The 13,971-nt window shown below is 68.1% G+C and carries 10 protein-coding genes; 3 read left to right on the forward strand and 7 right to left on the reverse strand.

All coding sequences use genetic code 11. From position 1 onward, the window contains the following. Positions 1–47: 47 nt before the first annotated feature. Positions 48–1,682, reverse strand: coding sequence for an AMP-binding protein (locus tag VSO01S_RS03750; protein WP_068640460.1), 1,635 nt, complete (start codon positions 1,680–1,682; stop codon positions 48–50). 175 nt (positions 1,683–1,857) lie between these two features. On the opposite strand from VSO01S_RS03750, the gene VSO01S_RS03755 reads away from it, so the two are divergent. Continuing rightward, positions 1,858–2,928: an AraC family transcriptional regulator gene (locus tag VSO01S_RS03755; protein WP_068640461.1), complete on the forward strand. Its 1,071-nt coding sequence runs from the start codon at positions 1,858–1,860 to the stop codon at positions 2,926–2,928. Positions 2,929–2,943: 15 nt separating this feature from the next. On the opposite strand, the gene uvrA is transcribed toward VSO01S_RS03755, so the two are convergent. Next, on the reverse strand, positions 2,944–6,030 hold the full coding sequence (gene uvrA / locus VSO01S_RS03760) for an excinuclease ABC subunit UvrA (protein WP_068640462.1): 3,087 nt from the start codon (positions 6,028–6,030) through the stop codon (positions 2,944–2,946). Positions 6,031–6,048: 18 nt separating this feature from the next. Beyond that, positions 6,049–7,416 (reverse strand): chloride channel protein, encoded by a 1,368-nt coding sequence (locus VSO01S_RS03765; RefSeq protein ID WP_068640463.1) that lies wholly within the window; start codon positions 7,414–7,416, stop codon positions 6,049–6,051. 97 nt (positions 7,417–7,513) lie between these two features. Between VSO01S_RS03765 and ssb the strand changes: the two genes are divergently transcribed. Next, positions 7,514–8,047, forward strand: a complete 534-nt coding sequence (ssb, locus tag VSO01S_RS03770; protein WP_068640464.1) for a single-stranded DNA-binding protein — start codon at positions 7,514–7,516, stop codon at positions 8,045–8,047. Positions 8,048–8,120: 73 nt separating this feature from the next. On the opposite strand, the gene VSO01S_RS03775 is transcribed toward ssb, so the two are convergent. Genes VSO01S_RS03775 through VSO01S_RS03785 form a run of 3 tightly spaced genes read right to left on the reverse strand, consistent with a single transcriptional unit; the run spans position 8,121 to position 11,660 of the window. After that, positions 8,121–8,327 (reverse strand): hypothetical protein, encoded by a 207-nt coding sequence (locus VSO01S_RS03775; RefSeq protein ID WP_068640465.1) that lies wholly within the window; start codon positions 8,325–8,327, stop codon positions 8,121–8,123. Continuing rightward, the gene (locus VSO01S_RS03780; protein WP_068640466.1) at positions 8,324–9,541 is read right to left on the reverse strand and encodes a PepSY-associated TM helix domain-containing protein; all 1,218 of its coding nucleotides are present in this window, start codon (positions 9,539–9,541) and stop codon (positions 8,324–8,326) included. The genes VSO01S_RS03775 and VSO01S_RS03780 overlap by 4 nt, the downstream gene beginning before the upstream one ends. A 10-nt stretch (positions 9,542–9,551) precedes the next feature. Next, positions 9,552–11,660 carry a TonB-dependent siderophore receptor gene (locus VSO01S_RS03785; RefSeq protein ID WP_068640467.1) on the reverse strand — a complete coding sequence of 703 codons (2,109 nt, stop codon included), beginning with the start codon at positions 11,658–11,660 and terminating at the stop codon, positions 9,552–9,554. Between the two features lie 184 nt (positions 11,661–11,844). Between VSO01S_RS03785 and VSO01S_RS03790 the strand changes: the two genes are divergently transcribed. Beyond that, positions 11,845–12,828 (forward strand): LLM class flavin-dependent oxidoreductase, encoded by a 984-nt coding sequence (locus VSO01S_RS03790; RefSeq protein WP_068640518.1) that lies wholly within the window; start codon positions 11,845–11,847, stop codon positions 12,826–12,828. 15 nt (positions 12,829–12,843) lie between these two features. Here the strand turns inward: VSO01S_RS03790 and mnmA are convergent, their stop codons facing one another. After that, positions 12,844–13,962 carry a tRNA 2-thiouridine(34) synthase MnmA gene (gene mnmA, locus VSO01S_RS03795; RefSeq protein ID WP_068640519.1) on the reverse strand — a complete coding sequence of 373 codons (1,119 nt, stop codon included), beginning with the start codon at positions 13,960–13,962 and terminating at the stop codon, positions 12,844–12,846. Positions 13,963–13,971 lie beyond the last annotated feature (9 nt).

Below are 13,971 nucleotides of genomic sequence, written 5' to 3' on the forward strand. Positions count from 1 at the left end.
AAAAGAGCGCCGAGTGGGCGCTCTTTTTGCCGGTCCAAGCCTGGCGGTCAGGCGTCCCTCAACTCGCGCCGCAGGATCTTGCCCACGGTGGACTTGGGCAGTGCATCGACGAAGTGCACCGAGCGCGGCACCTTGTAGGCGGTCATCTGCGCGCGGCAGTGGGCGGTGATGTCGGCCTCCGTCACGGTGCTGCCGGCGGTGCGCACCACGAACAGCTTCACGGCTTCACCGGTCTTCTCGTCGGGCACACCCACGCAGGCGCATTCGGCCACGCCATCGAGCGCGGTGGCCACGGCCTCGATCTCGTTGGGGTACACGTTGAAGCCCGAGACGATGATCATGTCCTTCTTGCGGTCCACGATCTTCAGGAAGCCGCGCGTGTCGAACACGGCCACGTCGCCGGTGCGGAAGTAGCCGTCGGCGGTGAAGGCCGAGGCATTGGCTTCCGGCTTTTCCCAGTAGCCGCGCATCACCTGCGGGCCCTTGACGCAGACCTCGCCGGCCTCGCCCAGCGGCACTTCCTGGTTCTTGTCGTCCAGCAGCTTGATGTCGGTGGAGGGCAGCGGCAGGCCGGTGGTGGCGGTGAACTCGGCCACGGCCGCCGGGTTGAAGGTGACGATGGGCGAGGTTTCCGACAGGCCGTAGCCTTCGCGGATCATCTGGCCGGTGACGGCTTTCCAGCGCTCCGACACCGTCGGCACGATCTGCGAGCCGCCGCCGGCGGCCAGCTTCAGGCGCGACCAGTCGACCTCACGCAGCTTGGGGTGCATGGTCAGGCCCGCATACAGCGTGTTCACGCCGGTGATGACCGTGGGGCGCGACTGGCGCAGCGTTTCGCAGAAGCCGTCCATGTCGCGCGGATTGGCCACCAGCCAGTTCTCGGCGCCGATGCTGAAGTAGCTGATGAAGTTCACCATCAGCGCGAAGATGTGATACAGCGGAATGGCCGTGACCACGACCTCTTCGCCTTCGCGCCGCGCCGCGGGCATGAACAGCGCGAACTGCGCGCAGTTGGCCAGCAGGTTGCCGTGCGAGAGCGCCGCGCCCTTCGACAGGCCGGTGGTGCCGCCCGTGTACTGCAGGAAGATCAGGTCGTCCGGGCCGCTCGTGACGGGCGAGAAGGGCAGCGATTCGCCGGCAGCCAGTGCGTCGGCGATGCTGATGGCATCGGTCAGGCGCGCATCCGCCGGCGGGCTGGGCAGCTTGCTGTCCGCCGCCAGCCCCAGGCCCGCAGTGACCACGCGGCGCACCGGCGTCTCGCCGGCGATTTCCGCGAAGATCGGCGTGGAGCCGTTGAAGATCACCAGCGTCTTCGCGTCGGCGTCCTGGAGCTGATGCGCGAGTTCGCGCGGCGTGTACAGCGGGTTGACGTTCACCTGCACCGCACCGGCGCGCAGGATGCCCAGCATCGCGACCGGAAAGGCCAGGATGTTGGGCGTCATCACCGCCACGCGCTCGCCCGGCTTCACGCCCTGCGCCTGCAGCCAGGCGGCGAAGTTGCGCGACAGGCGGTCGACCTCGGCATAGCTGAGCGACTGGCCCAGCGAGCGCAGCGCGGTGTGGCCGGCAAAGCGGACCATCGCGTCTTCCATCATGGCGGTGACGCTGCTGTGGCTGGCGGGCGCGATCTGCGCCGGAATGCCGAATTCGCGGTAGGTGGCGAGCCAGGGACGTTCTTGCATGGGCTTGTCTCTCATCTAGTAGTCAAAGCAAATGGGCAGCACTGCGGCAGGCGCTTTCCCGGCACGGACGCCGCACGAGGGGCGCAGTCTGAATCGGATTCGGTGTTTGCACGAGGTCGGATCGCGCCAAAGGGGGGTGAAAATGCGCCAATTGTATTGACGTGATGCCAGCCCCATGAATTCGCAGACCGGCGCGATCGTCGGCAAATACGACGACAGCCCCGTGGGGGCGGCCCACGCCATGCTGTCCCTGGCCGCGCTTTTTGCGGAAATGCGGGACCAGGGCGTGGGCGCCGAGGCGCTGCTGCGGGGCACGGGCCTGAAGTCGAGCCATCTGGACGACCCGCAGGCGGGCATGTCGCTGGCGCAGAAGATCGTCGTGTACGGCAATGCGCTGCAGCTGTCCAGGCGGCCGGACGTGGGCCTGCGCGCGGGCGCCCGCCACCGCCTGAGCGACTTCGGCGTGTATGGCTATGCACTGGCCAGCAGCCCGACCTTCGGCGATGCCGTGGCGCTGGGCGTGCGGCATGTGAAGCTGGCCGGCCCGGTGATCGAGAAGCGCTTTCGGGTGCAGGGCGACACGGCCGTGTTCGAGGGCCGCGACATGCAGGCGCTGGGCGAGCTGCTGCCGCTGGTCACCGAATACTGGTTCAGTTCCGTGCTGCGGCTGGCCACCTGCGTGCTGGAGGCGCCGGTGCCTTCGCGCCTGATCCGCCTGCCCTACCCGCGGCCAGCGCACGCGGCGGCGTACGAGCGCGCGTTCGGCTGCCCGGCGCAGTTCGACACCGGCGTGCTCGAGTGGCATTTCGATGCTGCGGTGCTGAGCGCGCCCTGCCCCAATGCCAACCCCATCACCGCGCAGCTGTGCGCCCAGATGTGCGAGCGCCTGCTGCGCAGCCTGCCCGACGAATCGGAGCTGGAACGCCGCATCCGCACCGCGTGCTTCAACAGCTGCGGCGACTTTCCCGCGCTGGAGGACATGGCCCGCAGGCTCGGCCTGTCGGCGCGCACGCTGCAGCGGCGCCTGATGGCGCAGGGCCGCAGCTACCAGGTGCTGGTCGACGAGGTGCGCACCACGCTGGCCAGCGAGTACCTCGTGCACACCACGATGTCGGTGGAGGAAGTGGGCCAGCGCCTGGGCTTCTCGGAGGCCACCAACTTCCGCAAGGCGTTCCGCAAATGGACCGGGCAGGCGCCGGCCGAGTATCGAAGCCTGCATGCGGGCGCGGGTGCCGCCGCCAGCTGAGCGAAGCGCGCGCGCTCAGCCCGCGGCCGTGGCTTTTTTCGCCGGCGCCAGCAGCCGCTTGAGATAGCGCCCCGTGTGGCTCGCCTCGTTGGCCGCCAGGTCTTCCGGCGTGCCTTCGCCCACCACCGTGCCGCCGCCGGCCCCGCCTTCGGGGCCCATGTCGATCAGCCAGTCGGCGGTCTTGATCACGTCCAGGTTGTGCTCGATCACGACGATGGTGTTGCCGGCGTCGCGCAACTGGTGCAGCACCTTCAGCAGCAGCTCGATGTCGGCGAAGTGCAGGCCGGTGGTGGGCTCGTCCAGGATGTAGAGCGTGCGGCCGGTGTCGCGCTTGGACAGCTCCAGCGCCAGCTTCACGCGCTGCGCCTCGCCGCCCGAGAGCGTCGTCGCGGCCTGGCCGAGCTTGATGTAGCTCAGGCCCACGTCCAGCAGCGTCTTCAGCTTGCGCTCGATGGTGGGCACGGCCTTCAGGAACTCGTGCGCCGCTTCCACCGTCATGTCCAGGATCTGCGCGATGTTGCGGCCCTTGTACTGCACCTCCAGTGTCTCGCGGTTGTAGCGCTGGCCGTGGCAGACCTCGCAGGGCACGTACACGTCGGGCAGAAAGTGCATCTCCACCTTCACCACGCCGTCGCCCTGGCAGGCCTCGCAGCGGCCGCCCGCCACGTTGAAGCTGAAGCGCCCCGGGCCGTAGCCGCGCTCCTTGGCGGTGTTGGTCTCGGCCATCAGCTCGCGGATGGGCGTGAACAGGCCCGTGTAGGTGGCCGGGTTGCTGCGCGGCGTGCGGCCGATGGGCGATTGGTCGACGTTGATGACCTTGTCGAAATACTCGATGCCTTCCACTGCCTCGTGCGGCGCCGGCTCTTCATGTGCACGGTAGAGCGTGCGCGCCACCGAGGCATAGAGGGTGTCGTTGACCAGCGTGGACTTGCCCGAGCCCGACACGCCCGTCACGCAGGTGAGCAGCCCCACCGGGAAGGCGACGCTCACGTTCTTGAGGTTGTTGCCGGTGGCGCCCAGCACGCGGATCTCCTGCAGCTCGCCTTGTGTGGCCAGGTGCTGCGCCTCGCGCGCGGCGCGGCGCTCGGCGGCGGGGCTCATGGGAAAGCGCGAGGCGGGCTTCTTCTTTTCCTGCGTTTCGCCGGCCTTCTTCATCACCGGCAGCCAGGGCGTGCGGCGCTCGGGCACCCCGATCTGGCGGCGGCCGGACAGGTATTGGCCGGTGAGCGACTCCGGGCTGTCGGCCACCTGCTGGTAGTCGCCCTGCGCCATCACCTGGCCGCCGTGCACGCCGGCGCCCGGACCCATGTCGATGATGTGGTCGGCCGCGTGGATCATGTCCTCGTCGTGCTCGACCACGATCACGCTGTTGCCGATGTCGCGCAGGTGCTTGAGCGTGCCGATGAGCCGGTCGTTGTCGCGCTGGTGCAGTCCGATGCTGGGTTCGTCCAGCACGTACATCACGCCCGTCAGGCCCGAGCCGATCTGCGACGCCAGGCGGATGCGCTGCGCCTCGCCGCCCGACAGCGTGTCGGCGCTGCGGTCCAGGCTCAGGTAGTTCAGGCCCACGTCGTTCAGAAACTTCAGGCGCAGGCCGATCTCGCGCACCACCTTGTCGGCGATGTCGGCCTTGGCGCCCTTGAGGTGGAGTTCGTGGAAGTACGCAAGGCTCTCGCGCAGCGTGAGCCGGCTGATCTCATAGATCGCCATGCGCTCGTCTTCCTTGTCGTCGTTCACCAGGAACACATTGCGCGCCTCGGGCCGCAGGCGCGAGCCGCCGCAGTCGGGGCAAGGCTGCACGTTGCGGTAGCGGGCCAGTTCCTCGCGCACCATGGCCGAATCGGTCTCGCGGTAGCGCCGCACCATGTTGGGAATGATCCCCTCGAAGGGATGCTTCTTCACCAGCTTCTTGCCGGCCTGCGCACCCGACTCCATGGTGTAGCTGAACTTGATCTCCTCGCTGCCCGAGCCGTTCAGCAGCACCTGCTGCACGCTGGCCGGCCAGGATTCGAAGGGCGCGTCCACGTCCACCTTGTAATGCTTGGCCACGCTCTCCACCATGGAGAAGTAGTAGCCGTTGCGCCGGTCCCAGCCCTTGATGGCGCCGCTGCCCATCGACAGCGACGGAAAGGCCACCACCCGCGTCGGGTCGAAGAACTCACGGTGCCCCAGGCCGTCGCAGGCCGGGCAGGCGCCCACCGGCGAGTTGAAGGAAAAGAGGCGCGGCTCCAGCTCGGCAATGGAGTAGTGGCAGATCGGGCAGGCGAACTTGGCGTTGAAGAGGTGTTCCTTGTCCGGCTTGCCCTCGCCGCCCAGTTCCAGCGCGATGGCCCGGCTGCTGGCCAGGCGCAGCGCGGCCTCGAAGCTCTCGGCCAGGCGCTGCTGCATGTCGGGCCGCGCGCGCAGGCGGTCGATCACCACGTCGATGTCGTGCTTCTCGGTCTTCTTGAGCTGCGGCAGGTCGTTGTATTCGTAGGTCTGGCCGTCCACGCGGAAGCGCACATAGCCGGCGGCCTGCATCTCGGCGAAAAGCTCGGTGAACTCGCCCTTCTTCTCGCGCGCCACCGGCGCCAGGATCATCAGGCGGGGCTCATCCGGGATCGCAAGCACCGCATCCACCATCTGCGAGACGGTCTGCGCCTGCAGCGCCAGGTGGTGGTCAGGGCAGTAGGGCGTGCCGGCGCGGGCATAGAGCAGGCGCAGGTAGTCGTGGATCTCGGTCACCGTGCCCACGGTGGAGCGCGGGTTGTGGCTGGTGGCCTTCTGCTCGATGCTGATCGCGGGCGACAGGCCCTCGATCATGTCCACGTCGGGCTTGTCCATCAGCTGTAAAAACTGGCGGGCATAGGCCGACAGGCTCTCGACATAGCGGCGCTGGCCCTCGGCATACAGGGTGTCGAAGGCCAGGCTGGACTTGCCCGAGCCCGACAGGCCGGTGATGACCACCAGCTTGTTGCGCGGAATGTCCAGGTCGATGTTCTTGAGGTTGTGGGTGCGGGCGCCGCGGATGCTGATGCGCTGCTGCGCCAGCAAGGCGCCCAGATAGGCTTCTTTTTCCAGGGAGGCGTTCACGTTTGGCAGCTCTTTCGGGCAACCGAGCATGATAGACGCCCGGGCATTTCAGCGCTCCGGCACGTCTTCCACCGGTTTGTGGGAACTGACGGCCGTGGCCACCATGTGTTCGGCCAGCGTCTCGTACAGGGGGCGGCTGATCATGCGCGACACCAGGCTGGCCAGCATGGCCGAGGCCATCAGGCTGAGCACCATCGAGTGCCCGTCGACCATCTCCATCACGATGATGAAGGCCGTGAGCGGCGCCTGCGTCACGGCGGCCAGGAAGCCGGCCATGCCCATGGCAATGAGGGCTGGCGCCAGGTCGGCCGGGGCGATGCCGGCCACCGCATGGCCCAGCCCCGCGCCCACCGAGAGCGAGGGCGCGAAGATGCCGCCCGGCACGTCGCTCCATGCCGTGATCCAGGTGGACAGGAACTTCAAGGTGGCGTAAAGCGGCGGCAGTTCGTGCTCGCCGCTCAGCATCTCTTTCACGCTCTCCGATCCCGAGCCGAAGGTGGCGCCGTTGGAGGCCAGGCCGATCAGCGCCACCGCCAGGCCGCAGCCGGCGGCAAACGCGACCGGCCGGCGCGCCCGCCAGCGGTTGAAGCGATCCGGCGCGCCCGTGAGCGACGACGCCATCAACCGGGCGAAGAGCCCGCCGGCCGCACCGCAAACCGCTGCCACCAGCAGGCCTGGGCCCAGCAGGTCCCAGCCCAGGCGCGGCACCTTGATCACGCCGAAGTAGCTCAGGTTGCCGAAGGCCGACACGGCCACCACGCCGGCCAGCACGATGGCGGTGATGATCAGGCCGCTGGAGCGCGCCTCCAGCCGGCCGGCCAACTCCTCGATGGCGAACACCACCCCGGCCAGCGGCGCGTTGAAGGCTGCGGCGATACCGGCGGCGCCGCCGGCCACCAGCAGGGCGCGCGCGTCGATGGTCGAGTTGGGCGACAGCCAGCGCCGCGCATGCTGCATGAGCCCGGCCGCCACCTGCACCGACGGGCCTTCGCGCCCCACCGACAGGCCGGCGGCGAATCCAGCCACGCCGAGCGCGACCTTGGCCAGAGTGAGCCGCAGCGAGGCAAAGACGCTGCGGCGCTCCGGCGGCAGCGCTGGGTGCAGCGCCGCCTTGATCTGCGGAATGCCCGAGCCGGCCGCGCCGGGAAACCAGCGCCGGGTGGCCCAGACGATGGCGGCGGTGGCCGCCGGCGTCCACAGCAGGACCAGCCAGCCATGGGACTGGTACATGCGCCGGAACAGCGCGAACGCCCAGTCGGCTGCGATGGTGAAGCCCACCACGAACAGGCCGCACACCAGCGCGTAGCCCAGCACGATGGCGCGGTCCACCCAGGTGCGCCAGCCGGAGAACTCTGCGCGCAGGTTCTGGACGAAGTCGGGGTGGTGCTGGGGGCGCGGGTCGTCTGGCGGTGTCATTGGGGTGCGCGCCCATTGTGGCAGCGGCGGACGCGGGTAGACTCGTCGTTTGGCCGCCGGGACCGCCCGGCGACTTTTCTCATTTCAAGGCAGCGTCATGGCATCGGTCAACAAAGTCATCATTCTGGGAAATCTGGGCGCCGACCCGGAGACCCGCACATTCCCCAGCGGCGGGCAGGTCTGCAACGTCCGCATCGCCACCACCGAGCGCTGGAAAGACCGTCAGAGCGGCGAGCAAAAGGAAATCACCGAGTGGCACAACGTGGTCTTCAACGACCGCCTGGCCGAAATCGCCGGCCAGTACCTGCGCAAGGGCTCGCCGGTGTATGTGGAAGGGTCGCTGCGCACCCGCAAGTGGACCGACAAGGACGGCAACGACCGCTACACCACCGAGATCCGCGCCAACACCATGCAGCTGCTGGGCGGCCGCCAGGGCCAGGGCGGCCCGTCGGGCGGCGGCGATGACGACGGTTATGGCGGCGGCTACGGTGGTGGTGGCGGCGGCGGCGGCGGTGGCTATTCGCGCGCCCCGGCTGCGGCACCGCGCCAGGCGCCGGCAGCCGCTCCGCGCCAGGCACCGGCCCGGTCGTCGTCGGGCTTCGATGACATGGACGACGACATTCCGTTCTAAAACGGCCAATCTCGCAGGATTCGCCTGCAGACAAGAAGCCCGCACCCCGAAAAGGCGTGCGGGCTTTTTCTTTCTAGCCGCGCGGGCGTCGGCCCCAGCCGTACCAGAAGCAGACGAAGGTTGGAATGCCCAGGGTCGCCCAGGCCAGCATGTCGCCCACCCCGCCGTCGCTGAACAGGGCCGAGACCAGGCCCACGGCGGTCATGAGGCCCAGCGCGATCGGCCAGCCCCAGACGCGCCGGACGTGATGCGGGGCATGGGGTTCTTGCGGCTTCTTCATGGCGATGTGACGGCCTGGCTGGCGGCGGCTGCGGGTTGGGGCGCCGGGTCGGGCGCACCGAGCGGCGGCGACGCGGCACCGTGGGCTTCGGCTCTGGACTTGTGTTCGTGCACCGGATTGCCCCGCTTGAGCCACAGGTAGAGGCCGCTGCCGAGAACGATGATGGTCGCGATATCCAGCAGCGCCCAGATGATCTGCATCGGCATGCCGCCGTAGTCGCCGAAGTGCAGCGGCTGCGACACCAGCAGCGCCGTCAGGTACCAGGGCAGGTGCGGGCTGGCGGTGATGTCGTTGGTCTTGGCGTCCACCAGCACCGGCTGCAGCAGCTTGGAGGTCATCGGCGTGTCGCCGCGCAGGAAGACGGTGTTGTGGTGCGGGCTGGAGAAGGCCGTGCCGGGAAAGGCGATGAAGGACAGCTTGTTGCCCGGCGAGCTCTGCAGCGCCGCGTCGAGCGAGCGCTGCACCGAGCCGCGCTCGGCCGCCGGCACCAGCGGCTGGCCCTGGTAGGGCTGCAGGATGTGGCTGAGCTGGTCGTACTGCCAGTACTTGATGACGAGGTCGGCCCAGGTGTTGATCATGCCGGTGGCACCCACCGTGAAGGCCCACACCAGCGTGACGATGCCCAGCAGGTTGTGCAGGTCCAGCCACTTCAGGCGCGGCCGGCGCTCGCGCCGCACGGTGCCGAACTCCAGCTTGCGCATGAAGGGCGAATACAGCACCGCGCCGCTGACGATGGCCACCAGCAGCAAGAGGCCCATGAAGCCCAGGAACAGCTTGCCCGCCAGGCCCGCGAACAGGTCGACGTGCAGCTTGAGCATGACCCACATGAAACCTTCGTCGAACTTGGGCTGCGCCAGCACCTGGCCGGTGCGCGCGTCCACCGCCACCGACTTGAAGTCGTCGGTGGGGGCGGGCGTGGGCGTGAGGGTGACGAACCAGATCTTGTCGCTGTCTTCTTCCTGCGAGACGAACTGCACCACGCGATCCGGGTGCAGCGCGTGCGCGGTCTTGAGCACATCGTCCAGGCTCGCGCGCCGGCCGGCCTGGTCGGCGGGCAGCTCGGGTGCTTCGACTTCGGTGCCCAGCAGGTGCCCGATCTCGTGGTGGAAGATCAGCGGCAGGCCGGTCAGGCACAGAAGCAGCATGAAGATGGTGCAGACCAGGCTGCTCCACTTGTGGACCCAGGTCCAGGTCTTGATGCGGCCGGAGTTCATGGTGCTTTTCTTAGAAACGGTAGGTGGCGCTGGCCACCACATTGCGGCGGGCGCCATACCAGCAATCGCCACGCGACAGACAGGTGCTGAAGTAGGTCTTGTCGGTGAGGTTGTTGGCCGTGAGGGCGAGGCGCCAGCGCGCATTTTCCCAGGAGATCATCGCGTCGACCAAAGTCTGGGCGGGCACTTCGGGGCCGATGCCGTAGGAGAGGTCGCGGAAGGCGCTCATCCAGCGCACGCCCGCGCCCACCGCGAAGCCGGGCATGCCGGCGATCTGGAAGCGGTACTTGGCCCAGACGCTGGCCATGTTCTCGGGCAGGCCCTCGAGCACCGGGTCGGCGTCGGTATAGGTGTAGTTGGCGATCAGGTCCAGCGCCGGGGTGATGCGCCCGCGCGCCTCGAGCTCGACGCCGCGGGTGCGGGTGTCGTCCAGCTGGGTGATCACGTTGGGCATGGGCGAAGTGGTGCGGTCCTTCTCGCGCAGGTCGTACACCGCGGCATTGAAGGCCAGCGGGCGGTCCTTGGGCTCGTACTTGAGGCCCGCCTCCCACTGCTCGCCGCGCAGCGGCTTGAGCATCTGGCCGCGCTGCGGCGCCTGGGGCGTGAACGACTCGGCGTAGCTCAGGTACGGCGACCATCCGCTCGGGTGCGCATACAGCAGCGCAAAGCGCTTGGTGTTGGCGTCGTCCTTCTGCTCGGGCGAGCCTTCGGCGGTGGATTCGGTCCAGTCGCGGCGCAGGCCGGCCAGGAACACCCAGTTGTCGAGCTTCATCTGGTCCTGCACGTACAGGCCCATGCTGCGCTGGTGCGTCTGCGGCAGCGGGTCGCGCGTGGCCGGCAGCGGCTCCAGGTTGCCGTAGACGGGCGCGTAGGCATCGATCTCGCTGTAGCCCACCGTGCCGCCGTAGATGTTTTCCTTCTGGCGCGAGAAGTCGGCGCCGATGAGCAGGGTGTGCTGCAGGGCGCCGGTCTTGAAGCGGCCCTCGACGTTGTTGTCCATCACCGCGATCTCGTTCTTCGTGAGCGAGTAGTCCAGGTAGCGGCCCAGGATGCGCTTGTTGACCGGGTCGGCGCCCCAGCCGCCCGGAATGGTGAACGAGTCGGCCCAGTGGTAGCGGTTGTCGTTTTCGTTCTTGGCGTAGCGGAAGTTCTGGCGGAAGGCCCACGCGTCGGAGAACCTGTGCTCGAACTGCCAGCCGAAGGTCTTGCGCTCGCTGTTGTAGTAGTCGCCCGGCTCGCCGATGAAGCGGCTGCTGGGCAATTGGCCGTTGGGGTTGGCCAGCAGCGTGCCTTCCCAGGGGAAGAACTGCGAGGTGCTGCCGGCCTTGTCCTTCTGGTAGAGACCCTGCAGCGTCAGCGAGGTGACGCCGCTCGGGCGCCAGGTGAGCGAAGGGGCCAGCACGGTGCGGTCGTCGGGCACGTAGTCGACCTGGGTGTCCGAATTGCGCTGCAGGGCGATCAGGCGGTAGGACCATTCGCCGCTGTCGGTCAGGGCGCCGGTCAGGTCGGCCTGGATCTGCTTGCGCCCATAGCTGCCGAATTCCACGCCCACTTCGCGCTGCGTCTCCAGCAGCGGCCGCTTGCTCACCATGTTGACGATGCCGCCGGCCGTGCCCGAGCCGTACAGCATGCCCGATGGGCCGCGCAGGACCTCCAGGCGCTCCAGCATGTAAGGCTCGGTGCGGGTGTTGCTGGTGTAGTAGCCGTAGGCCTGGCGCAGGCCGTCCAGAAAGACGCTGGGCTCGGTACCGCGGATGCGAACGGAATCCGTCCGGCCATCGATGCCGTAGGCATCCGAGCGGACGCCGGCGGCGTAGTTGAGGGCGTCCTGCACGTTGGAAGCGCCCTGGTCCACCATCTGGTCGCGCGGCACCACGGTCACCGACTGCGGCGTTTCCGACAGCGGGGTGTCGGTCTTGGTGGCGGAGATGGCGTTCTTCGCGCGGTAGCCCACCACCGGGGTCGCAGCGGTTTCGGGCGTGGCGTTGGCATCCACCCGAACCTCGGGCAGCACGGCACTGGTGTTTGTCTGCGCGGCGGCGAGTTGCGGTGCGGTGCAGATGGCGATAAAGCATGACACCAGCACGGTGCTTCGATTCGGGCGAAAGTGAGCGCTCATTTGTCTAGTCGTCTTGGCTGAACGGAATATGAATAGCGAATAAGAACGATTCGCATTCTATGTAAATCCGACACAAATAGCTGCAAATTCACGCCGTTGAAAGGGATTGACCCGGGTGCCCGTCGTGCTTTGGTACCCGTCCCGACACCAGCAAGGGATGCACCTTTTGGCCATGATGGCGGCCATGCCTCCCTTCTCCATCCTCGATCTGTCGCCCATCTGCGAGGGCGGCGACGCCGCCCAATCCTTCCGAAATTCCCTGTCGCTGGCCCAGCACGGCGAGCGCCTGGGCTACCGGCGCTACTGGCTGGCCGAGCATCACGGCATGCCGGGCATCGCCAGCGCCGCCACCGCTGTGCTGCTGGCGCACGTGGGCGCCGGCACCTCCACCATCCGCATCGGTGCGGGCGGTGTGATGCTGCCCAACCATTCGCCGCTGGTGATCGCCGAGCAGTTCGGCACGCTGGAGTCGCTCTACCCGGGCCGCGTCGACCTGGGCCTGGGGCGCGCGCCCGGCTCCGACCAGCGCACCGCCCGGGCGCTGCGCCGCGACCTGGACACCAACGCCGACCAGTTCCCGCAGGACGTGCTGGAACTCATGGACTTCATGTCCAAGGAGCCGCGCCAGCCGGTGATGGCCGTGCCCGGCCGCGGGCTGGAAGTGCCCATCTGGATCCTGGGCTCGAGCACCTTCGGCGCCCAGTTGGCCGCCCACCTGGGGCTGCCCTACGCCTTCGCCTCGCACTTCGCGCCGCAGCAGCTCATGCAGGCGATCGAGATCTACCGCACGACCTTCCAGCCTTCGGCCCAGTTGGCCAAGCCCTATGTGATGCTCGGCTTCAACGTCTTCTGCGCCGACACGGACGAAGAGGCACGCTTTCGCGCCAGCTCATGGCAGCAGGCCTTCGTCAACCTGCGCAGCGGCCGGCCCGGCCGGCTGCCGCCCCCGGTCGAGGGCTACCGCGAGCGCGTCGGCCCCGCCGAGTCGGCGCTGCTGGATTCGGTGCTGTCGTGCTCGGCCGTGGGTTCGCCGCAGACGGTGCGCGCCGCTGTCGACGCCTTCGTGGCGCGCACCGGCGCCGACGAGCTGATGGTGACCTCGCAGATCTTCGACCACCAGGCGCGCCTGCGCTCCTACGAACTGCTGGCGAAGTTGCGCCAGGACTGAGCGGGCTTCAGGCGATCAGGCGGCGCTGGAAATCACGCCGCCGCCCAGGCACACTTCGCCGTCGTAGAGCACGGCCGACTGCCCCGGCGTGACGGCCCACTGCGCTTCGGGGAACGCGAGCCGGAAAGTGCCGCCGGCGCTGCCTTCCGCCAGCGTGCAGGCCGCATCCGCCTGCCGATAGCGCGACTTGGCCGCACAGGCGCCCGCGGCGGGCGCTTCGCCGGCCACCCAGCTGGTGTCGTCGGCTTCCAGTGCGTGGGACAGCAGCCAGGGATGGTCGTGCCCCTGCACCACCCACAGCGTGTTGGCCGCCATGTCCTTGCGCGCCACGAACCAGGGGGCGTGGTCGCCACCGCCGCGTGCCGCGCCCTTGTCCTTCACGCCGCCGATCCCCAGGCCCTGGCGCTGGCCCAGGGTATAGAAGGACAGGCCCTGGTGCTGGCCGAGCACGCGCCCGCGCTCGTCGCGGATGGGCCCGGGCTCCTTGCTGATGTAGCGGTTGAGAAACTCGCGAAACGGCCGCTCGCCGATGAAGCAGATGCCGGTGGAATCCTTCTTCCTGGCGTTGGGCAGTCCGATCTCGGCAGCGATGCGCCGCACCTCGGTCTTGCGCAGTTCGCCCACCGGAAACAGCGTCTTGGACAGCTGCTGCTGGTTCAGGCGATGCAGGAAGTAGCTCTGGTCCTTGGCTGGGTCCAGCCCCTTGAGCAGTTCGTGCCGTCCGGTGCCCTGGTTGAAGCGCACCCGTGCGTAGTGTCCGGTGGCGATCTGCTCGGCGCCCAGGCGCATGGCGTGGTCGAGAAAAGCCTTGAACTTGATCTCGGCGTTGCACAGCACGTCGGGATTGGGCGTGCGGCCGGCCTGGTATTCGCGCAGGAACTCGGCGAACACGCGGTCCTTGTAGTCGGCCGCGAAGTTCACATGCTCGATCTCGATGCCCAGCACGTCCGCCACACTGGCGGCGTCGACGAAGTCGATGTTGGAGGAGCAGTACTCGCTGTCGTCATCGTCCTCCCAGTTCTTCATGAAGATCCCGATGACCTCGTGGCCCTGCTGCTTGAGCAGGTAGGCCGTGACCGCGGAATCGACACCGCCGGACAGGCCCACCACCACGCGTTTTTTCTTGACGCTCATGGGCGACAT

Origin of the sequence: Variovorax soli NBRC 106424 (assembly GCF_001591385.1) — a bacterium.
Lineage (GTDB): Bacteria > Pseudomonadota > Gammaproteobacteria > Burkholderiales > Burkholderiaceae_C > Variovorax > Variovorax soli.

Bases quoted from the DNA above. Each gene is read 5' to 3' on its own strand.
- VSO01S_RS03750 (WP_068640460.1), bottom strand. From the start codon at position 1,682: ATGCAAGAACGTCCCTGGCTCGCCACCTACCGCGAATTCGGCATTCCG.
- VSO01S_RS03755 (WP_068640461.1), top strand. From the start codon at position 1,858: ATGAATTCGCAGACCGGCGCGATCGTCGGCAAATACGACGACAGCCCC.
- uvrA (WP_068640462.1), bottom strand. From the start codon at position 6,030: ATGCTCGGTTGCCCGAAAGAGCTGCCAAACGTGAACGCCTCCCTGGAA.
- VSO01S_RS03765 (WP_068640463.1), bottom strand. From the start codon at position 7,416: ATGACACCGCCAGACGACCCGCGCCCCCAGCACCACCCCGACTTCGTC.
- ssb (WP_068640464.1), top strand. From the start codon at position 7,514: ATGGCATCGGTCAACAAAGTCATCATTCTGGGAAATCTGGGCGCCGAC.
- VSO01S_RS03775 (WP_068640465.1), bottom strand. From the start codon at position 8,327: ATGAAGAAGCCGCAAGAACCCCATGCCCCGCATCACGTCCGGCGCGTC.
- VSO01S_RS03780 (WP_068640466.1), bottom strand. From the start codon at position 9,541: ATGAACTCCGGCCGCATCAAGACCTGGACCTGGGTCCACAAGTGGAGC.
- VSO01S_RS03785 (WP_068640467.1), bottom strand. From the start codon at position 11,660: ATGAGCGCTCACTTTCGCCCGAATCGAAGCACCGTGCTGGTGTCATGC.
- VSO01S_RS03790 (WP_068640518.1), top strand. From the start codon at position 11,845: ATGCCTCCCTTCTCCATCCTCGATCTGTCGCCCATCTGCGAGGGCGGC.
- mnmA (WP_068640519.1), bottom strand. From the start codon at position 13,962: ATGAGCGTCAAGAAAAAACGCGTGGTGGTGGGCCTGTCCGGCGGTGTC.